The 21472-nt window shown below is 67.8% G+C and carries 10 protein-coding genes; 3 read left to right on the forward strand and 7 right to left on the reverse strand.

All coding sequences use genetic code 11. From position 1 onward, the window contains the following. Positions 1-40: 40 nt before the first annotated feature. The 7 genes from ACQG3P_RS12940 to glyQ all read right to left on the reverse strand — a co-directional run bounded on the left by ACQG3P_RS12940 (position 41) and on the right by glyQ (position 17504). On the reverse strand, positions 41-367 hold the full coding sequence (locus ACQG3P_RS12940; RefSeq protein WP_426805281.1) for a SymE family type I addiction module toxin: 327 nt from the start codon (positions 365-367) through the stop codon (positions 41-43). A gap of 707 nt (positions 368-1074) precedes the next feature. Next, complete coding sequence (locus ACQG3P_RS12945) at positions 1075-4917, reverse strand: translocation/assembly module TamB domain-containing protein (RefSeq protein ID WP_426805282.1); 3843 nt, start codon at positions 4915-4917, stop codon at positions 1075-1077. After that, positions 4914-6698: an autotransporter assembly complex protein TamA gene (locus ACQG3P_RS12950; protein ID WP_217539147.1), complete on the reverse strand. Its 1785-nt coding sequence runs from the start codon at positions 6696-6698 to the stop codon at positions 4914-4916. Before ACQG3P_RS12950 ends, ACQG3P_RS12945 begins: the two co-directional genes overlap by 4 nt. A gap of 77 nt (positions 6699-6775) precedes the next feature. Then, entirely contained in the window at positions 6776-7288 is a 513-nt protein-coding gene (locus ACQG3P_RS12955; RefSeq protein ID WP_184126058.1) for a hypothetical protein, read from the reverse strand. 96 nt (positions 7289-7384) lie between these two features. Continuing rightward, positions 7385-14230, reverse strand: a complete 6846-nt coding sequence (locus ACQG3P_RS12960; RefSeq protein WP_426805283.1) for a hypothetical protein — start codon at positions 14228-14230, stop codon at positions 7385-7387. A 269-nt stretch (positions 14231-14499) separates the two neighbouring features. Continuing rightward, complete coding sequence (glyS, locus tag ACQG3P_RS12965) at positions 14500-16596, reverse strand: glycine--tRNA ligase subunit beta (protein WP_426805284.1); 2097 nt, start codon at positions 16594-16596, stop codon at positions 14500-14502. Next, the gene (glyQ, locus tag ACQG3P_RS12970; RefSeq protein WP_068847918.1) at positions 16593-17504 is read right to left on the reverse strand and encodes a glycine--tRNA ligase subunit alpha; all 912 of its coding nucleotides are present in this window, start codon (positions 17502-17504) and stop codon (positions 16593-16595) included. Before glyQ ends, glyS begins: the two co-directional genes overlap by 4 nt. Before the next feature lie 116 nt (positions 17505-17620). Between glyQ and ACQG3P_RS12975 the strand changes: the two genes are divergently transcribed. From ACQG3P_RS12975 to ACQG3P_RS12985, 3 genes are all read left to right on the forward strand, one after another. Next, positions 17621-19456 carry a GspE/PulE family protein gene (locus tag ACQG3P_RS12975; RefSeq protein ID WP_093532598.1) on the forward strand — a complete coding sequence of 612 codons (1836 nt, stop codon included), beginning with the start codon at positions 17621-17623 and terminating at the stop codon, positions 19454-19456. Then, positions 19428-20147 carry a glutamine amidotransferase gene (locus ACQG3P_RS12980; RefSeq protein WP_068847921.1) on the forward strand — a complete coding sequence of 240 codons (720 nt, stop codon included), beginning with the start codon at positions 19428-19430 and terminating at the stop codon, positions 20145-20147. Before ACQG3P_RS12975 ends, ACQG3P_RS12980 begins: the two co-directional genes overlap by 29 nt. A gap of 103 nt (positions 20148-20250) precedes the next feature. Further along, entirely contained in the window at positions 20251-21162 is a 912-nt protein-coding gene (locus ACQG3P_RS12985; protein ID WP_184126062.1) for a BPSS1780 family membrane protein, read from the forward strand. The last annotated feature ends 310 nt before the right edge of the window (positions 21163-21472 follow it).

Here is a 21472-nt window from a genome sequence, read left to right on the forward strand (position 1 = left end):
GCAACGGCCGATGGTCAGGGGCCGGGGAATGACGCGCGGCTTACCAGCGCGAGCGCGTTCGAACGCTCGGGGCCTCTTTCGTGGACAGGTACCACCCGGGGCGGCACGCGACGCTTACCACGGGCTTCACGCTGCGCAGCAGCAGGCAGCCGGGCGCGATGTGCACGCTCAGACAGCTGCCGGTTTCGATGCCTGCCGTGGTCATCCACATGCCGCGCAGGTGGAGGGAGGGAATCAGTAGTTCGCCGGGCTCCGGCTCACGGTCGTCCTCGCGCAACGCACCAACGAGCACGCTGCGCGGCGTACGCCAGTGGTAGACGACACGCGATGGGGTGCGGGCGGATGACTGATTTTCTTGGTCGTGCATGGTAGGCCTCTCCTTGATGTCCCCCCGCCGGAATGGCGGGGGAGTCGGGAGGCTAAAAGCCGTTAAGCAAGAAACGGTGCGACGTATTTCCACGAGGGGTGTTGTATTCGGTCACCCTCCCGACGCATTGCATCAAGCTTGCTTGGTTGCTGAGCTTTTAGACTCAGGGCCTACCATGCGGACGCGATGACCATAACGGAATTCGGTTGTATCTGTTGATTCGGCCGAACCGGTAGGCAGTGCCTAACACTGTGTCGGAATTGATCCGGAGGTACCCGGTATCCATTGCGGCGCAAGGACATTGCAAAGTGTGATGCGGTAGGCGAACTGTCTTTCCAAGCGCCCTGCGCTGCTTGAATCGCCAGGATTTCCATGCCGCATTCGGCATGCACCGCGCGGTAGGGTCGGTTCCCAAACGACTGCCGACAATGTGCGCGATCGCTTTGACGCATGGACCTGTGCAATTGCATGGCTGACGGAGGCGTGATGCCGATCATTGCAATGCCATCAACGATCGCGGATGCCGCGTCGGTGGTCGATTGGGATGCGACCCTACCGGTGTCGGACCCGCAATCACACGGGCTGACGGAGGCGCGATGCCGATCATTGCAATGCCAGTACCGGACGCGGGTGGCCTATGCCGGTTCCCCACACGTCCGGTGGGGCAGTGGCGCCGATCATTGTCAGCAGCCAGGCAGGGCCTGGCTCTACTTTTCTTTTCGCCAGTTGAGCGAGCCGCGGTTTTCCACCGTGCTGGATTCGATTTCGATGTCGAAGCCGCGGCGCAGCAGGTACTTCAGCGTGAGTACCGAGCCGCTGCCTACCAGCGAGACGCCGTAGCCGACGTACAGCTTGGGCGAGATGTACTTGCCCACGCCGATCACCGAACCGCCCAGCGCGCGTGACTGGCTGACGCCGGCGTCGTCCAGGCCGAGCTTGGCGCCCAGCTGCGAAGCGAGCAGGCCGCTGCCGGCCGACAGCGCTGCCGAGGCCGCGTTGACCTGCTGGGTCTGGTCGCTGCTGGCGCCGGTAAGGCTGCGCCCCAGCACCAGGAACGCCAGTGCTTCGGACTGCGACATCGACGGCTCGGACCACACGTCCACCCGTGGCGACTGCGCGCGACCGGTCACGTCGATACCGGCCGTGACATCGCCCACCCGGCGCTCTGCACGGATGTTGATGCGCGGGTCGGACACCGCGTTGAAGTTCCAGTTGAGGTTGCCGCGGGTGATGGTCAGGTCCTGGCCATAGGCCTTGTAGCGGCCACTCACTTCCAGCGCGCCGTTGGCGGTCATCTCGCGACCGGGCCGCGCCCACACCTGCATCTTGCCGCCCAGCCCGCCCTTGAGGCCGAAGCCGGCCATGCGGACCTTGTCGCCCAGGCTTACGGTCAGGTCCATGTCCAGCGGCAGGCTCGGGCCTTCTTCCGGGTCGGCCGGGTCCAGCACCACCACGTCTTCGGACACCGAGGTGCCGCGATCCAGCCGCTCCAGGTCCAGGTCGGCTTCGGGCACATGCACGGTGCCGCGCAGCTGCATGGCCGCCTTGGCCAGGGTGAAGTCGAGGTTGGGGTTGGCCACGATGCGCAGTTCCGGCGTGTTGGACAGCAGCACATTTTCGCCGTGGATATGCAGCTGCAGCGGCTGTGCATCGCCGAACCACGACAGCCCGCCGTCCACGTACAGCGTGCCCTTACCCGAGTTCGCCTGTGCGGTGATCTTCGCCGAACCATCCGGCTGCGCGGTGAAGCTGCCGCTGCCCTGATCGAAGGTCAGCCCCAGCGCCGGGAACTCACCCTTGAAGTTGCTCAGCTTGGCGTCGCCGCCCAGCGACGGCGTGCCGCGCGTACCGCGCAGGCTGACGTGGCCTTCGATCAGGCCGGTGGGGCGCACGATGTCGGGCGAGAACAACTCGATCCAGTACAGCCGCGACATGTTGAGGTACAGCTCGCCGTTGAGTGGCGCGTTGGCATCCCAGCCGGTCTGCACCTTGGCATCGACGAAGCCGTTGCCCTGGAAGCCAACACCGAGCTTGGCGTTGATCTGCGCCGGGGTCATTTCCAGCGTGGCCGAGAACTGGTCGTAGCGCACCAGCTCGCCGCGCGCGTTGTCGCCCAGGCGGATGCCGCCTTCCAGCGAGGCGATCCTGGCGCTGCCTTCCCACGCGTTGCCGCGCGGGCGGATCTGCCCATCCAGGGTGATTTCGCCGCGCAGGTGCAGGCGGCGCCCGGATTGCGGCGGCAGCCACGGCTGCACCAGCGCCAGCGGCAGCGCATCGCCGCGCACCTTCAACCCATCACGCGGCCAGTTGGCGCTGGCGCACAGCGCGCCGCCGGTGGCCGCGCCCAGGCAGGTGTCGGTCAGGGTGAAGGTGCTGCCCTGGATACCGAAGGTGGCCGGTGCGCGCAACGCCCATGCATCGCCCTTGATCGGTGCGATCCGCAGCGCGGCGATATCGCCCCGCCATGCATTGCCCTGCTGGCGTACCCCGCCCTCCAGCGCCACCGCACCCAGTTCGTTCTTCGCCTGCGCATCCAGCCGCAGGTTGGACACACTGCCGCGCGCGTCCACGTTGATCGTGTCCAGCAGCATGCCGGCCTGCACCTTGGTGCCCTGCAGCGCCAGGGTGCCGTTGCTGCCCTGCCACGGCAGGCGGCCACGGATGCTGAGCGCTTCAGCGCTGTAATCGGCATAGCGCAGCCCGCTGCCGACCAGGTCGGCGGTGATGTCCGGCGCGGTGCGCGGTCCGCGCACCTGCACCTGGCCACGCAGCGTGCCGGTGCTGCCGGGCATCAGGTCATCCAGCTGCACCGGTTCCAGCTGCGCCTGCACATCGAGGCGGTCGCCGACGCTGCCGCGCGCGGTCAGGCGGCTGTTGCCCACCGCCAGGCGCACGTTGCCTTCGCCCTGCTGCCCGCGCAGCGCGAAGCGGCCCTGCGCATCCACGCGGCGGTTGCGCAGCATGCCGTTGATGCCGGGCACGTCCACGGTGGCTTCATAGATCCCGGCGGTACCGGCCGGGCTGCCCGCCGGCGGCGGCAGCTGGCGGCCCTTGGAGGCCACGTTGCCGGACAGGCGGCCATCCCACCCGGGCACGAAGTAGCCGGGATCGAATGCAGCCAGCTTGGCGGCCACGTCCCAATCCAGCTGCGGCGCCCACGCCACCTGGCCGGTCACGTCGAGCGTGCCGCCGGGGGTCTTGGCCTGCAGCTGCTTGATCCGGGCGGCGGTGTCGCTGCCGCGCACATCGAACGTCAGGTCGGCCGATTGCTGTTCGCGCTCCACCGAGGCCGTGCCGACCGCCGCCCAGTTCTTGAGCGTGCCGGCCAGGCCCATGCGCGCTTCGTTGAGCGTCACCGGCACCGGCTTGGCGGCGCCCGGCGTGGTGGGATCGGCCTCGGGCACGAAGGTCAGGTCGTTGGCGACGATCGCAAAGCGCAGGCTGGCATTTTCGCGGTCACGGAAATCGGCGGTGCCCTGCAGCCGGGCCTGGCCACCGAAGCCCTTCACCACCAGCGGTGAGACGGTCAGTACCTGGTCGGCCAGGCCGACATTGGATGGCGCCAGCTCCACCGCCAGGTCGCCCTGCTGGATGCGGCCCTGCAGGTTGGCCTGCCCGCCCTTGCCGGTGGCCTGGAAATCCAGCGACAGCGGCGTGCTGGTACCGGCATCCATGCCCGGCACCAGCAGTGCCAGGTCCAGTTCCTTGCTGCGCGCACTGGCCTTCCACACCGGTGCGTCGCGGCCGTCGAAGACCAGGCTGGCCTGCAGCGGCGCGGGGGCATGCCCGGCCAGCGCGATTTCCATGCGGTCCAGGTTGCCACGGGCCACCAGCCCGAGCCGCGCCGGGGTGCGCCCGCGCGGTGCCGGCAGCACCGCGCCGATGGTGATGTCGGTGGAATAGTCGTTGCGCGGCACATAGCGGCCGTCCACGCGGAAGTCGCCCAGGTCGCTGTCCACCTTGAGCTGGCGCGCGCGGAATTCGCCGTTGGCAATTTCCAGCCCACCGCGCAGCCTGGTGATGTCGATCAACGGCTCCTGCGCCTGGGTGATGCGGAAGCCATCGATGATGATGGTGTCGGCCTGGATCGCCAGCGGCATTTCGATCTGCGGCAGCGAATCGGGCCACGAGGGCATTTCGAACGGTTCGTCGCTCTTGGCCAGGTTCAGCGTGGCGTTCTTGATCTGCAGCGCATCCAGCTGCAGCTTGCGGCCCAGCAGCGGGCGGATATCCGGATCCAGGTACGCGCGCTCGGCGGTGAAGTGGATGTCGTCGTAGCGGAAATCCAGGTTGTGCAGCACCAGCGGCCCGGCCACCGGGCCATCCACCTTGCTCCAGGTCAGCGTGGCGCCCACCGGCAGCCGCGCCACCACCTGGGCCAGCAGCACATCGCGCCCGGCCACGGTCTGCAGCAGCCAGTACACCAGCAGCAGCGCCAGCAGCACCAGCCCCAGCACGGTGAAGCCGGACCATGCCCAGAACCGGCGCTTGCGGTAGAAGCGCACGCGCGGCGGCGGCGGGGTTGGCGTGGTCGGGGTCGGCGTGCTCACAGGTCCGCTCCCACGCTCAGGTACAGCTGGAACTTCGAATCCGGATTGTTCAGACCGTGCGCGATGTCCACGCGCACCGGACCCACCGGTGATTTCCAGCGCACGCCGAAGCCCACGCCGGTATGCAGGTCGATGGTGTTGTCGAACGCGCTGCCGGTATCGACGAACACCGCGCCGCCCCACGGCCCGCCCTTGAAGTAGTGCTCGTACTCGGCCGAGGCGGTCACCAGGTTCTTGGCACCCAGTGCGAATTTATCCGGCGGAGGCGTGCGCGGGCCTACTTCACGGAACGCGTAACCGCGAATGCTGCGGTCGCCACCGGCGAAGAAGCGCAGGCTGGGGGGCATCGCCACCAGGTCGCTGGTCCAGGTGGTACCCCCTTCGCCGCGCAGGATCAGGCGGTCGGCATCGCCGACCGGAATGAACCAGCGCAGCATCACACTGGCCTGCACGAAGCTGGTATCCGAACCTGCGCCTTCGATGCCGCCACGCATTGTCGCGCTGCCACTGATGCCCTTGCGTGGGGCCAGGCGGTCGTCGACATTCACGTAGTCGGCCACCAGCTGCGGATACACCAGCGTGGAGGTGTTGTAGATCGCGTTGGTGAATTCGGTGCCCGAGGCATAGCGCCAGCGCTCGCGCAGGGCATTGATCGAGGCGATGGCCGTCCAGTTCTCGTTGATCTCGCCGCTGCGGCTGCCGATCAGCTTGAAGTTGCGAAGGTCGATGTAGTCGGTCTGCTCGTCATACGCGCTGGCGGTGAGCCCGTACCACCCGTCCAGCCACTTGAACGCCGGGATCCGGTAGGTGGTGACAAGACTCTTGCGCTTCTGCGCGTAGTCCAGCTGGGTGTTCATCTTGTGGCCGCGGCTGTTGAGGAAGCGCCGCTCCAGGCCGCCGCGCACACCGGCACCGCTTTCGCTGCCGTAGCTGATACCGGCCGTGTAGATGCTGCGCTTGGCCCGGGTCAGGGTGACATCCACCGGCACGTTGCCGTTCTCGTCGGCCTGGTCCGGCTGCGGCTGGATGTCGATGACGCTGAAGTAATCCAGCTTGGTCAGCGATTCGCGCAGGCGGTCCAGCTTGCCTTCGTGGAAGTAGCTGCCCTTTTCCCAGTACACCAGCGGGTCGAACAGGCGCTCCACGAAGTAATCCTGGTGGAAGCGGATATCGCCCATGTTGTAGCGGCGGCCGCTATCCCAGGTGAGATCGATGTCGGCGGCATTCTCGGCGCGGGTGATCTCGACCCGGCGCTGGGTGAAATCGGCATCGAAGTAGCCACGTTCGGCCAGGCGCCGGGTGATGGTCACGCGGCTGGCGTCGTACAGCGTGTGCTCGAAGCGCTGGCCCTTGCGCGGTCGGAAGTTCTCCAGGTCTTCCTGCAGGTACTGGTCCAGCTGCGCCGGACCGGTGATGTCGATGTTCTCGCGGCGTACCAGGGTGGGCGGACCACGATCGACATGGATCACCACGCGCAGGTTCTCACCTTCGCGCGGGCTTTCCACCGTGATCACCGGGTTGTAGTAGCCGAACGGTTCCAGCGCGCGCCGGGTCTGGCGCTCGGCCTGCGACAGCAGGTATTCCAGCCGGGACTCGCCCTGTTCCTTGCCAATGGTGTCGTACAACGACAGCGAGACTTCGATGTTCTCGATCATCTCGGCATCGTCGTCCCTGTCCAGGCCGGTGATGTCCACCTTCTCGATGGTGCCGCGCGCATGCGCGGTCGAGGCGATGGCCAGCGACAGGAACAACAGCGGCAGGAAATATTTCAAAGGCGGCATGGGCACAGGATAGCGGGATCGTGCCAAAAACGAAGCCCGTCGCTGCGGTGCATGCGGCCTCGAGCATCACGCCATATTCACGCAGGCGGAAGGTGAGCCAGAAATTGTGACCAGTCCATCGAGGGGGACACGGAGATTTCGTAGGCCTCACCGCTGTCCACGCCGGACTCGATGCAGATGCTGAAGAACGCAGGCGCCCCCCTGCCCGGCACGCAGGCGTAATAGCAGTCCCCGTTACCGTGGTTGTTGTAGCGGCCGAAGATCAGCACCCCGTCGCGCAGGGTCAGATTCCCGCCGCAGGCATCGAGCCCGTCGTCGCCGTCCCCGGGCGCCACCTTCCGTTGTACCGGCCCGCTGGCATCAGCGTCGTGCAGGAATCCCTGTTCGAGATAGGCGCGCAGGTCGTCGGCGATCCCACTGCGGAACAGGTCGCGGGCGAACGCGGTGGCCTGGCTGCCGAACAGCAGGAAATCGTGCTCGCGCGTGCCCAGGGCCTGCTCGCGGTCGGCCCCGAGAACGGAGGCGTCCGCCGCGGTGAGGCCCGGTGTGCTGGAAAGTGCGGCAGGACGGCCGGCGCCGTTGATGATCATTGCAAGTGCTCCCGGAATCGGTGGTCCAGCGGCGGCCGGGGCTCGCACCCCGGCCGTCGCACATCGACATGGTGCCGCATCCGCATGCGGCGCGCCTCAGAATCCCTCGGCTTCATACTCCGTCCGTGTCCAGAGCCGCGGCACCGGCCGCGGCGGCGGCGATGCCAGCAGCTGTTCCTCGGCCCATTGGCGCACATCGGGCTTCTTCAACTCGGCGGCGGCCATCTGCCGAATGTCGTTTTCGGAATGGCCTGCACCCTCCCATGCGACGCGGTGTTTCTCCATCACCCGCAGCATGGCCTGCTCCGACCGCCACTCCAGGGCCTCGGTTGGCGTGTCGAAGTGATAGAACACGGTAAGTTCGACATCGGGCAGCATCTCCTCCAACTCGGCCAGGCGGCGATCACAGCTGTAGGAACAGGGGTTGCTGTCGGACAGGATGCCGACCTTTCCCGTGACCTTCGGTATCGGGCCCCTTCCATCGAGAAGGTCCGCGATCGCAGGCACCGCCTTCTTCAATGCGTCAAACCAGCCCTTCAGGATCTTGCTCTCGCTGCATGAGCGTATCTGGTACAGGTAGTAGTCGCCGGGGGTCAGGGATTTTGCATTGCTTGCCAGCAGATTTCCCTCGCCAACGTACTGCCGCATTGCCTCCGAGAGCGACTTGCCATCCAGTGCGTCGAACTCCGCGTCGGTCAGCTCGGCGAACGACCGGGCCTGCTTCCCGCCCGGCACCGTCACCTGCAGGTCGCGCTCGGTCAGGGTGATCTTCTTCGACGCCTGCCCCGGTTCGGCCAGCTTGCCCACCGAGGGCATCAGGTCTGCACCCAGCGGATAGTCCGCACGGAACAGGTCGCTCTGCATCGGCTTGCCCTCGGCCTGTGCAGCGGGCAGGAACACGCGGCGCACCGGCACCGGCTTGACGAAGTTTTCCGGGTGCATCCATGCCCGCGGCACGGTACTCAAGGCGAAACCACTGTCCGGGAAATCCGGTGATGGACCCAGCGGCACCCCACCGTACGCGATGCCGTCCAGACGGTAGTAGGCCGCGTTCATCAGGTCGTAGCCGTTCAAGGTGCGGAAGTTCTTCTTCTGCAGCTCCTTCATGCGTGCGGCGTCGGCCGGCGGCAGGGATTGCTTCTCCAGCTTGAGCTGCATCATGCGGCTGGTCAGCGCCTTCAGTTCGCGTTCTTCCGCGCGCAGGCCGGTGTAGGTCCGGTCCAGCTCGTGCCGCATGGCGCCCAGGCTGCGCTGCATGTCGTCACGCAGTGCAATCATGTCCGGACCCAGCGAGATGCTGTCCGGGGGATCGCAGTCCGCCGAACGGCGGGTGCGTTCGTGGGGCCGTGCCTCACTGTTGGGGCTGCTGTCGGGCACCGGCTTGAGCGGTCCCCTCAGGCTGCAGCGCTGCGCGATCGGCATCTGCTTCATCTGCTCGACCACTTCGCGCCGCAGCGTGGTTGCGTCGCCCAACCGGCGTTTTTCGGGTGCGGCAAGCTGTTCGAACAACGCGTCCTGCCAGTGCGTATGTACCTTGTGCTGCGCATCCGACACGATCAGTGCGCTACCCGTGCCAGGGCTGAAGGCCAACCGTGCTTCGGCAACCCCGGGCGTTGCCGAGGCGACCAGCAGCACGGAACCGCCCTGGCCATCGTCACGCACCTTGATGGTGCGGCCAGGCAGTGCCGACTGCAGGTGGGTGCCCAGTTGCTGCACATCGGCAAGCGTGCCGAAGGCGTCGTTCACCACCGCCTGGCGTTGCTGCCGCTGCGTCCGGCTGGTGAGTGTGTCGGCCACGATCGCGCGGATGTCCGTGGAGAATATCCACGATTCCACCTCGCGCTTCTGCAGGCCGTTGGAGCGGGTGATGATCTCTTCCGCCTCGGCCTTGGTGAGATCGGGGAAGTGCTTGACCAGGTTGTCCGCTGCCGTTGGCAGGCGGTGCTGGGCGGCGATCCAGCGTTGCCAGGTGAGGCGGCTCTGCGCCGGGTCGGCCTTGATCACCCTGCCCAGCTCGCTGCGCACCGCCTGCAGCAGCGCGTCGCGGCCGGTGTCCGCCGGTAGTTTCAGCCGCGTGGCCAGGGCGGTTGCGTCAGCAGCGTCAACCAGGGCCTCGACGCCGGGCAAGGTGCGCGTGTCGGCCACTTCCACCATCAGCCCGACGGGACCGCGGCCGAAACGTGCGCCTCGGGTCCACTCGCCGATGGTGTCGACATAGGTTTCCACACCCTTGCCGTTGCCCAGTGCAGGGCTGTCGGCCCAGGCGCGCATGATGATCGCCTCGTCGCCGGGCATGCCCAGCGAATCGGGGTCGCCGAGAATGCGCTGCACACGCTGGTCGATGGTGAGCTCCTGCACCACGTGGCGCAGGTCGGCACTGGGTGAGGAATCACGCGAACGCACGCCGAACACCGCCTCCAGCTCGTCCAGCTTCTCCGGCGGCAGGTTTTCCGCTTCCGGCAGGCGGCTCACCCACCCGCGCCCGCCCACCGGCGACAGCGTGGTGGTGCCGCGGTGCGCCGGCGGGCGCTCCTGCCGGTACCAGGCGTTGTTCCTGAATTCCACCGGTGGACCTGGCGCCTCGGATGCATCGGGCATGCGCAGGCGCACATCGCGGCCATCGGTCACCGCTTCGACGAAATGACCTTCCTGCCGGATATATGTACGGTCCCGCTGCCGGTACAGCAGGCCGCCACCGGCGAGCGGTTGTTCCAGCATGGGCAGCGCTGCGGTCGCCAATGCGCTGTCCGACACCGCGAAGCCCTGGTTGACCTGTCCGTCGGCGCTGAACCCCCGCCGCTGCAGGCGCAGCTGGCGCACCGCAGCGGTCGCCTCGGCGATGCTGCCGAGGCTGCGCTTGCCGAGCTGGTACAGCAGCCCGGGGATCGCGGTGATCTGGGCCGGGTCGAGCAGATCGACCACCCCCCCGCCGATCTCGAGGATGCCGTCATCGACCAGGCCGCGCTCCAGGTAAACCAGGCCCCGGTGGAAACTATCGACCACCACCCCCAGCGTGCCGGCCAGGCACAGCAGCGTGCCGCCACTGGCGAGGGAACACAACGCGCCCACCCCGATCGTGCCAATCATCCTGAGCGTCTCGACCAGCTGCTCGTGCGGGCTCACCGTAAGCTCGTCCACATCGTCGATGCGCGCGGCGATCAGCGTGGCCGCCGCCGCCTGCGGCCCACGCGTGGCCCCGAAGCCGAACGGGATGCCGCGCGAGCTGGCGGTATGCTCGAACGCCCCGGCCAGGTCCGGGTGGTAGCGATACTGCGCGCGGGCGCGAACGTAGGCTTCGGCCTCGGGTCGGCGCAGCCAGAGGGCAAAGGCGCGCTCGTCCAGCACCTGGTCGCCGTAGGGGGTATCGGGCAGGAACACATGGCGACCGGCAGGCGTCTGGATCGCCCACAGCCCCACCAGCGGGTGGCCTTTGAGCGTCACTACCTGCAGGGTCGAGGTCTGCTTGCCGACCGGGTCGAGCCGCGCGTGCGCTGTTTCCAGCGCGGCGTGGGTGGCGGCGTCCAGCAGGCCGTCCTGTCGGGCCACCTCGATCATCCACGCGGTGCGCGCGCGGATCTGGTTGCCCAGCGCAGCGGCGAAGGCCCTGCCCTCCCCGCTGCGCGGCAGCGCGCGCAGGTGCTCAATGTAGGCCGTGGCCAGCCGGTTGCTGGTGGCGAAGCTCTCCAGCTCGCCACAGATCGCCCGGCGCAGCGCCGGGTCGGCCAGCCGCGCGGTGAGCTCGGTGTCCACCCCGCCCTGCGCGTCGCCGCGCCACGCCACCAGCTGCATCGCGTCCAGCGTCGCATCGTCCAGCCAGGTCGCTTGCGGCAGCTTGGCATTGGGCATGCCGGCCGCGTCGGGCGCCCAGTCCGGGGCATTCAGCGGTACCGGCGGCCGGGGCAGCCCGTGCTGCTGCCAGCCGCGGGTCGCCCAACGGGTCAGGTCCATGTGCTGCTCGCCCAGCTGCAGGCGGACCCGGCTCGGATCGAAGCCCGCCAGCGAGCCTTCGAAACCGGCCATCCGCAGCGCGCCCACCATGGCGTCGGTAACGCTGGGCTGCGCGTGCGTGTCCAGGGTCTGCAGGGCGCTGTCGCGGCGCTGCTCGTAGGCGGCTTCCGCCGCTGCGTTGGCAATGCCCAGCGGGCTCCAGCGCAGCAGGTTGCGGCCGAGCTGTTGCTGCGCCAGCGCCTGCCCGTGATTGACCAGCGTGTCGGCCCACTGCTGCCGCGCGCCGTCGGCGTGCTCGACCGGAGTGAACGCAAAGGTGAAGCTCGTGGCCGGGCTCCATGCCTGTGGTCCGCGCTGGCCGCGCTGGTGAAGCACGAGACGCGCTTCCCAGTCATCGACCAGTCTCTGCACGTCCCTGCGGTGTTCTGGCGGCGCGGCCTGCACGATGTCGTCGCCCAGGCTGCGTTGCACCCCGCCGTCGGCGGCGAAGGCCCCGCTGCGGGCGCGCTGGGTATCCAGGAACTCGCGGAACGCGTCTTCGTCGCCGAATGCCTGGAAACGCGACAGGTCCGAGCGGTACAGCACCACCTGGCCGCGCAGACCCTCCTCCTTGGCGGCGCTGCGCAGCACCAGGTAGTTCGGCACCGGCACCGTAATCGCGCTGCCGTCGGGCAGCCGGTCCACATAGGTCAACGTGGCGCGTTCGACCGCGCCGGTGCCCTGCAGGAAGCCCAGCACCACCTCCGCACCACGCCGATGCGCGTCGCCGCTGCCCAGCCGGCCCAGCGCCTTGGCCTTGAGCGCGTCCAGCACCAGCTGCGCCTGCACGGCTGCACTGAGCGCCGGCCGCGCCTGTTCGACGCGGGCGGCGATGTCCACGCGCAGGCGGCTGGCGTCGGCACTGGCCAGCGCCTGCCTGAGCTGGGCCCACTCACGCGGGGTGACCGGCAGGTCATCGCGCAGGAACGACGCCTCACCGGCGCGCGGCCGCGACAGGCAGTACGCGAGCAGCGGCAGGCGGTCGTCCACCTGCATCCCGGCCACGTCCTTGTGCGGCAGGCGCACTTCGATGTCGTTCCAGTTCCCCTGCCACCCCGCTTTCTGCAGCAGTTCTTCCATCACCGCATCGGCCGCGTTGTCCACCGCCGCCAGGGTGGGGGCGATCCTGCGCAGCGCCTGCCAGTGGCCGACCAGCAGTTCCTGTTCCGAGGCCGACAATCGCGCCACCCAGTCCCAGCCGGGCTGCGTGGCGATGTCACGGGCTACCGCTACCGACCACAGACGCTTCGACTGCAGCTGCTGCATCAGGGCAGGGTCGGCGCGCAGTGCATCCAGCTGCGCGGTCGACACCCCGTGCCGCTGCAGGTCGGCTTCCTGTTCGCCTGCGCGGTAGGCGGTGGTGGCGGGTGCCGCGCGCCGCGTGCGACCGCTACGCGGAGTGGGCTCCAGTTCGCCCAGTACCAGGTCCAGCGCGGTGCCCCAGTGGCCGTCCGGCAACCCAACCACCTCGACGGCCAGCTGTTCGGCCAGCGCGATCGGCGTGGTGGCGGCGGTGTCGGGCCAGAAATACCGCTCCAAGGCCATCACTGCTGCACCCGCGCCTGTTACCGTCGCTGCCGCTGCCAGCGCCAGCGGCGTCCGTCGCAAATTGGGGAACATGCGCACGGTGGTAGCCGCTCCCGTCGCCACTTCAACTGCTTCGGGCGACATCAGCGGCTCGGTCACCACCTCGCGCAGCGCCGAGCCGCCCATCAAGGTCATTTCCACTGCGGGTGCGGCTTGTGGCACCGACTGGAAGCCACCCCGTGCCGCATGGCCCAAGGTGGCAATGCCGGCGCCCAGCCACGCAAGCCAACCGCTCTGCGGGCGGCTGCCCGGTGACGCTGCCGCATCGGCCGGCCGCGCCGGGCTAAGTGCCGGGGCAGGTTCGCGGGTCGGCCCCCCTGCCTGCGGGGCCCCGGGCGCGCGCGACGCTTCAAACGTCACCGGCTCAAGGCTGTCGATGGTGGGACGGATCCGCGGCGGGCCCGGCCGCAGGTCCCGATCCGCCCAGCGCTGGAACTCGATCCGTTGCGCCTTTTCTTCCGGGCCTGGACGCAGTGCGCGTTGGTCGCGTTCGAGTGGCGCGTCCGTCTCTCTATCGGCGGCCACCGCGCCCGGTGCAAGCATCGCCCCGCCCACGCCGTTAAGCACGGCGACGCGTTGCCAATGCAGCGGCAGTTCGGCGATGAAGCGGCCGATCCCCTGCAGCTGCCCCGCCGGCTTGGGCAGCGCGCGTTGCACCTGCCAGAGCAGCGCGGCCACCGCCAGCGCCGACACCAGGTGACCGCCGCCGAGGTTGGGGCGCAACTGCGCGTCGGCCTGTGCGATCTGCTCATGCAGGGTCCACAGGCTGGCCCGGAGTGTTTCGGGCAACGACTGCACCAGCGCGTCGAACTGCGCATGAGTGCGCAGCGACGGAAGCGCCGCCGCCAATGACGGCAGCACGGCGGCCACGCTGCCCCACGTGCCGGTGAATACGCTGCGGGCGAGCTGGCCTGCGGTCATCGCGCTGCTGGCCCAGCCGGGCAGTTCGGCCATCAGTGTGGTCCACGCTGCCCGCGTCAACGCGCTGTCCAGCGTGTTGATGCCCAGCTGGCGCAGCATCGCCACATCGCGACCTCTCGCAGCAAGCGCCTGCTCCATCCGCTGGGTGATGGCCTCGCGTTCTTCCGGCGTGGTGGCAGCGGCGATGTACTTTTTCATCGTCCACGCCAGCGCCGCGCGTTCCGGCGCTTCTGTTTCCAGGACCGCATCATGCACCGCCCTTTCACGCGGGCTCAGCACGACGTCCAGTGCCGTGGCTTCCCGCGGGTACGGCGATGTCGCATTGCTTACATGGGTGGGGGTATTTGCGCCTGTCCCAGCCGCATCCTGCGCCACAGGCTCGTTGGCCGGTGCGTTGAACGGGTTGAAGGTAGACAAGGCGCCAGCGGCGCGATCGAAGATGGGCATGCGGCAGAACTTCCATGCGAAGCGGGGGCGAGCCGCGCAGGACGCACGCGACGTGTCGGTGCCGCGTGGAAGTGCGGCGCCGGATGATCACGCGGCGCTGGGAAATACCGATTGCACGAATTTATCGTTTTCTGATTTTTCCTAAGAAACGCTCAATCAATATTCAGATTGATTGCAGTTTTCGTCGCATTCGAGCAAATGCGCATAAAAAGAAAGCGCCCGAACCAGTCGGGCGCTTTCAAGGGTGAGACGCGATAAGGCTGTTGCCGTCAGCTGGACAGATGCTCGATCGCCGCCACGCTGCCCAAGCGGTCGCCCAAGCGCTTGAGCAGCGCCAGACGGTTGCCGCGCAGTGCGGGATCTTCCGCGTTGACCATCACCGCATCGAAGAACGCATCCACCTGCGGGCGCAGGCGGGCCAGGCGCGCAAGCACGCTGACGTAGTCCTTCTGGTGCAGGCTGGCGTTGCTGTCGTCGATGGCCGCTTCGACGGCTTCAGCCAGTTCGCTCTCGGCCGGTTCGGCCAGCAGGGCCGGATCGACCATGCCGGGAATCGCCCCCTCGGCCTTGCGCAGGATGTTGCGGATGCGCTTGTTGGCGGCGGCCAGCGCTTCGGCTTCCGGCAGCGCGGCGAAGATGCCGATGGCGTCGATGCGGCGGTCGAAGTCATACAGCGAGGCGGGCTTCAGTTCGGCCACGGCGTTGAAGTGCGTGGCCGGCACACCCTTGTCGGCGTAGTAGCCGCGCAGGCGGTCGATGATGAAGTCGTACAGCTCGTGCGGCAGCGCGCCGGTCTTGCGCTCGGCACTGGGCTGCACCGCCGCCGGCAGGCCGGCAAAGGCCGTTTCCAGCAGCGCGCGCAGGTCCAGCTCGAAGCCGGATTCAATGATCGTGCGCGCCAGGCCCAGCGCGTTGCGGCGCAGTGCGAACGGGTCCTTGTTGCCGGTTGGCTTCAGGCCTGCGGCAAAACCACCGGCCAGGGTGTCGGCACGCTCGGCGATGGCCAGCACCTTGCCCAGGTCCGACAGCGCGATGTCATCGCCACCGAAGCGCGGCTGGTAGGCCTCATCGATCGCCAGCGCGACTTCGGGCGATTCGCCACCGGTCACCGCGTAATGGCGCCCGGCAATGCCCTGCAGCTCGGGGAACTCGTTGACCATGCGCGACTGCAGGTCGTTCTTGGCGAGCACGGCGGCGCGCCTGGCCAGCACCGGATCGGCGCCCACCTGCGGTGCGATAAGCCCGGCCAGCGCGACAACACGCTGCACCTTGTCGGCCACCGAGCCCAGCTTGGCCTGGTAGGTGACGGTCTTGAGACCCTCGCCCATGGATTCCAGGCCCTGCTTGAGGTCCTCGTCGAAGAAGAACTTGGCATCGGCGAAGCGCGGGCGGATCACCCGCTCGTAGCCCTTGGCCACTTCGGCCACGTTCTTCGATTCGATGTTGGCGATGCCGATGAACTTCTCGGTCAGCTTGCCGCTGTTGTCCAGGACCGGGAAGAACTTCTGGTTGATTTCCATCGTCTCGATCAGCGCTTCCTGCGGCACCGCCAGGAAATCGCGTTCGAAGCTGCACAGCACCGGCGCCGGCCATTCAACCAGGTTGACCACCTGTTCCAGGTTGTCATCGGTGATGCGCGCCTGGCCACCGGCGGCGGCGGCTTCGGCATTTACTGCCTCCACGATGCGGCTGCGGCGCGCGTCGGCGTCCACCAGCACATAAGCGGCCTGCAGCGAACTGACGTAGTCGTCCGGCGAGGACAGCCACACGGTCTTGTCGTGCATGAAGCGATGGCCGCGGCTCATGCGGTCGGACTTCAGGCCCAGCACGTCGGCCTCGATCACGTCCTTGCCGTGCAGCAGCACCAGCCAATGCACCGGGCGAGCGAAGCCGTAGGCGTGGCTGCCCCAGCGCATCGGCTTGGGAATGGGCATGGCGGCAATCGCTTCGGCCAGGATCTCCGGCAGCAGCGCGGCGGTGCGCGCACCCGGGGTCACCGAACGGTGCACGAAACGCTCGCCCTTGGCATCGCTGGTGCGCTCCAGCGCGGTCCAGTCGATCCCGGCCTTGGCCGCGAAACCCTGCAGCGCCTTGGTCGGCTGGCCATCGGCGTCCAGCGCGATGTTCAGGTACGGGCCCAGCACTTCACCGCGCTGTTCCGGCTGCTCCACGGCCACGCCGGGCAGCAGCACCGCGAGCCGGCGCGGGGTGGACAGCGGCTTGGCGTCGCCGCGTTCCACTTCCACGCCACGCTTGGCCAGGCCGTCCACCACGCCATCGAAGAATGCTTGGGCCAGGCCCGGCAGCGCCTTCACGGGCAGTTCTTCGGTACCCAGTTCAATCAGCAGCGGCAGCATCGTGCTCATGCCTGCACCTCCTTGGCCGCCACCGCTTCGAGGCGCTTGGCTTCATACAGTTTCGCCACCGCCTGGGCCAGCGCGCGCACGCGCAGGATGTAGCGCTGGCGCTCGGTCACGCTGATCGCGCGGCGCGCATCCAGCAGGTTGAACGAATGGCTGGCCTTGCACACCTGCTCGTAGGCCGGCAGCGGCAGGCCCACCTCGACCAGCTTCTGTGCTTCCTTCTCGCACGCGTCGAAGCGGTGGAACAGTTCTTCCACGTCGGCGTACTCGAAGTTGTAGGTGCTCTGCTCCACTTCGTTCTGCAGGTACACATCGCCGTAGGTCACCGGCGTGCCGTCGGGCCCGTAGGTCCAGACCAGGTCATACACGTTGTCGCAGTTCTGCAGGTACATGCACAGGCGTTCAAGACCGTAGGTGATCTCGCCCAGCACTGGCTTGCACTCCAGGCCACCGGCCTGCTGGAAGTAGGTGAACTGGGTGACCTCCATGCCGTTGAGCCAGACTTCCCAGCCCAGGCCCCAGGCGCCCAGGGTTGGCGATTCCCAGTTGTCCTCGACGAAACGCAGGTCGTGCACCAGCGGGTCGATGCCCAGTGCCTTCAGCGAATCCAGGTACAGCTGCTGGATGTTGTCCGGGCTGGGCTTCATCGCCACCTGGTACTGGTAGTAGCGCTGCAGGCGGTTGGGGTTTTCGCCGTAGCGGCCATCGGTCGGGCGGCGCGAGGGCTGCACGTACGCGGCGTTCCAGCTTTCCGGGCCGATCGAGCGCAGGAAGGTGGCCGGGTGGAAGGTGCCGGCACCGACCTCCAGGTCCAGCGGCTGGATCAGCACGCAGCCCTGCTGCGCCCAATACTGGTTGAGGGTCTGGATCAGGCCCTGGAAAGTGATCGGAACGTTCTGGGTCGCGGACATGCGGCGGAGTCTTGCCTGCTCAGGGGGTGCGCTAGTATAGCGACGGACCGCCCGCCGGCATTCCAGGCAAGCTGCCATCACGCCGTGCAGGCCCCCGCTCCGAGGATTCTGGCGCCATGGAACACCGCTCACCGGCAACGCTCGCCCCCGTTCCTGCTCCGGGGCCCCTGCCGCCGGGCCGGCTGGATTTCGATCAGGTGGCGGCTGCCATGGTGGCCGACGGGCTGGTCGCGGCCAGTGATGTGGAGCGCATCCGCTTTTCCGGCCAAGGCGCCCGCAATGCCAGCGAGGTGCACCCGCTGGTGCTGCTGGCCAACCTGAAGCTGGCGGCCGCCTCCGGCGGAGAGCTGGGCCTGGAACGGCTGACCGAATGGCTGGCCACCCGAACCGGCACCCGCTACCTGCGCATCGATCCCACCCGGGTGGACGTGGCGGCGGTGACCGCGCTGGTCTCCCATGCCTATGCCCGCCGCCATCGGTTCCTGCCGCTGGCAGTGGACAGCGAGCGGCTGCTGGTGGCCACCAGCGAGCCGCTGGCCCAGGAGTGGCTGCTCGACCTGCAGCACCTGGCCCGGCGCCGGATCGAGCTGGCCATGGTCAACCCGCTGGACCTGCACCGCTACACGATGGAGTTCTACGGGGTGACCCGGTCGGTGCGCGGGGCGCGCGGCGATGTGCGCGGCGAAGCCAGCGGCGTCCTGCCCAGCTTCGAGCAGCTGGTGGAGCTGGGCCGCTCCGGCGATGTGAACGCCGATGACCAGCACGTGGTGCACATCGTGGACTGGCTGCTGCAGTACGCCTTCGAGCAGCGCGCCTCGGACATCCACCTGGAACCGCGGCGTGACATGGGGCGCATGCGTTTCCGCATCGACGGCGTGCTGCACAAGGTGTTCGAGGTGCCGCCGGCGGTGATGACCGCCATGGTCAGCCGGATCAAAGTGCTGGGCCGCATGGACCTGGCCGAGCGTCGACGGCCGCAGGATGGCCGCATCAAGACCCGCTCGCCGGGTGGGCGCGAGGTGGAAATGCGCCTGTCGACCATGCCCACCGCCTTTGGCGAGAAGTGCGTGATGCGCATCTTCGACCCGGATGCGGCCTTCAAGAGCATCGACCAGCTCGGTTTCAGCCCACAGGAAGCGGCTGGCTGGACCGCGCTGGTGGAGCGCCCGCACGGCATCGTGCTGGTCACCGGCCCGACCGGTTCGGGCAAGACCACCACCCTGTATTCCACCCTGAAGCGGCTGGCCACCCCGGACGTGAACGTGTGCACGGTGGAGGACCCGATCGAGATGATCGCGCCGGAATTCAACCAGATGCAGGTGCAGACCAACATCGACCTGGACTTCGCCGCCGGCGTACGCACCCTGCTGCGGCAGGATCCGGACATCATCATGATCGGCGAAATCCGCGACCTGGAAACGGCCCAGATGGCCGTGCAGGCGTCGCTGACCGGCCATCTGGTGCTGTCCACGCTGCACACCAACGATGCGCCTTCGGCGATCACCCGGCTGCTCGACCTGGGCGTGCCGCATTACCTGTTGGCCAGCACCATCAACGGGGTCCTGGCCCAGCGCCTGGTCCGCACGTTGTGCCCGCACTGCAAGGTGCCCAAGCCGCTCAGTGCGGCCCAATGGGCGGTGCTGGCTGATGCCGATGAGGCATTACCAGAGTCACCCACGCCATATGCGCCGGCCGGTTGTCTCGACTGCCGGCGCACCGGCTACATGGGCCGGGTAGGCCTGTATGAGTTGCTGCCATTGAGTTCGCGGCTGCGCGGGCTGATCCGGGCGGACATGGATCTGGCCGGTTTCAACCGGGCCGCGCGTGCTGAAGGAGTACGAACCCTTCGCCGCGCGGGGCTTGAAAAGGTGGCGGCAGGGCTGACTACAATCGAGGAAGTCCTCAGCGTGCTGCCTCCCCCCGATGAACCGCTCGCCTTTCCTGATTCTTGAAACCGGCCAACCGGTCGCTTCGCTGCGCCGGTACGGCCGTTTTCCGCACTGGATCCGGGTCGCGGCGGGGCTGGATGCGGACGAGACGGTGGTGGTGGACGTGGAGCACGGCGGCGAGCTGCCCGACCACCGCGATTTCGCCGGGGTGATCATCAGCGGCTCGGCTGCCTACGTGACCGACCGTGCCGACTGGAGCGAGCGCAGCGCGCAGTGGCTGCGCACCGCCGCGCATGACAACCGCCCGGTGTTCGGCATCTGCTACGGCCACCAGCTGCTTGCACATGCGCTGGGCGGCGAGGTGGCCTACAACCCGGCCGGGCGCGAATCGGGCACGATCGAGCTGGCGCTGGAGCCCTCAGCGGTGGACGACCCGCTGTTCGCGGGCCTGCCGGCGCGCTTCCCGGCCCATGCCACCCACCTGCAGACGGTGCTGCGCGCGCCGGAGGGCGCGGCCATCCTGGCGCGCTCGGCGCAGGACAACTGCCACGCCTTCCGCTGGGGCCAGCAGGCCTGGGGCGTGCAGTTCCACCCGGAGTTCGCCACCCACCACATGCGCGGCTACGTGCGGGCGCGTGCCGAGTGCATCGGTCGCCACGGCGGCTGCGCGCGCAGCGTGGCGCGCGGGGTCAGTGCGGCCCCGCTGGCCCGCCAGCTGCTGCGCCGGTTCGTCCGCCAGGCGCGCAACAACTGAAAGACCGCCGGAAGCGACCTTTCCTTCAGGTGATGGGCACGGAAAACAGGGATAATCGTTGGTATTCGGGGCGTACGCGCCCTTCCCCCTGTTCCGGAATGGTATGAGCGAAATTCGCAAGCTGCCCGCCTCGGCGGGCGCCCAATGGCTGCTGGACGCGTTCACCCTGTATCGCCGCGCACCGCTGCAGCTGGCGGTCCTTGGCGTGATCGGCATGCTGGTCAGTTCGCTGATCCTGGTGCTGGCGCAGGCATTGCCGAGCTGGCTCGGCGTGTTGCTGCAACTGGTGTCGGTGGCGGTAGGCCCGCTGGTGTTCGGCGGCATGCTGGTGGCGGTGAGCGAAGTGGCCCAGGGCCACCGCGCCATGCCGACCCACCTGCTGCAGCCGATCCGCGACCGCCGCGTGAGCCACCTGCTGGTGCCGCTGGCGATCCAGCTGATCGCGGTGATTGCGCTGGGTACGCTGTTGTACGTGATGATGGGCCCCGACGGCCTGACTGCCACGGCCGAGATGTTCCGCAAAATGCAGGAGCTGCAGCAGTCCGGCGCCACGCCGAGCAATGAGCAGACCATGGCGCTGATGGCGGGCGTGCCGGTGGTGCGCATCCTGCTGTGGCTGCTGATTGCATTCGGCACGTTCGTGGCGCTGAGCATGGCGATGTTCACCCAGCCGGCTCTGGTGGTGTTCGACCACCAGAGCGGCATGCACGCGCTGCGCATGAGCCTGCAGGGCTGCATCCGCAATTTCGGCGCGATGGCAGTATTCATGCTGCTGGGCCTGATCGCGGCGATGTGCATCTACTTCGTGATGATCATCGTGATGCAGCTGGCGCTGATGGCCGGCGGCGCCGGTGCAGCCGCGTTCGTGATGCAGCTGACCAACACGGCGGTGATCATGCCGCTGTACGTAGGTGCGGTCTACGCCGCCTGGAACCAGATGTTCGCCCACCGCGGCCGCGCCGCCCCACCGCCGGTACCGCCGTCGAACGGGCCTGGGAATATTTTCGCGGCTTGATTGGCGGCGACAGCAACAGCAACAGCAACAGCAGCGTTTCAGATGCTACGGGCTGGGGCCGGGCGACGGGCAGCCCCCTCCGGGACACGCCGTGAATCCATCCCTGGAGGCTTGGCAAAAACATCCATGTTTTTGACAGTCCCTCCGGGGGCTACCCGCCGCCCGGCCCCGTCATGGATCGCGCTGTGCGGATGGAAAAGCAGCGACGCATGGCGTCGCGCTACCGTGCGCGTGCGATGTATCCGGTAATGCATTGAAAAATTCAAAGACGTAGAGCGACGCCATGCGTCGCTGCTTTGCTTTGCTTTGC

Origin of the sequence: Stenotrophomonas sp. SrG, assembly GCF_050031795.1 — a bacterium.
GTDB lineage: Bacteria > Pseudomonadota > Gammaproteobacteria > Xanthomonadales > Xanthomonadaceae > Stenotrophomonas > Stenotrophomonas rhizophila_A.

Bases quoted from the DNA above. Each gene is read 5' to 3' on its own strand.
- ACQG3P_RS12950 (WP_217539147.1), bottom strand. From the start codon at position 6,698: ATGCCGCCTTTGAAATATTTCCTGCCGCTGTTGTTCCTGTCGCTGGCC.
- glyQ (WP_068847918.1), bottom strand. From the start codon at position 17,504: ATGTCCGCGACCCAGAACGTTCCGATCACTTTCCAGGGCCTGATCCAG.
- ACQG3P_RS12985 (WP_184126062.1), top strand. From the start codon at position 20,251: ATGAGCGAAATTCGCAAGCTGCCCGCCTCGGCGGGCGCCCAATGGCTG.
- glyS (WP_426805284.1), bottom strand. From the start codon at position 16,596: ATGAGCACGATGCTGCCGCTGCTGATTGAACTGGGTACCGAAGAACTG.
- ACQG3P_RS12975 (WP_093532598.1), top strand. From the start codon at position 17,621: ATGGAACACCGCTCACCGGCAACGCTCGCCCCCGTTCCTGCTCCGGGG.
- ACQG3P_RS12960 (WP_426805283.1), bottom strand. From the start codon at position 14,230: ATGCCCATCTTCGATCGCGCCGCTGGCGCCTTGTCTACCTTCAACCCG.
- ACQG3P_RS12955 (WP_184126058.1), bottom strand. From the start codon at position 7,288: ATGATCATCAACGGCGCCGGCCGTCCTGCCGCACTTTCCAGCACACCG.
- ACQG3P_RS12980 (WP_068847921.1), top strand. From the start codon at position 19,428: ATGAACCGCTCGCCTTTCCTGATTCTTGAAACCGGCCAACCGGTCGCT.
- ACQG3P_RS12940 (WP_426805281.1), bottom strand. From the start codon at position 367: ATGCACGACCAAGAAAATCAGTCATCCGCCCGCACCCCATCGCGTGTC.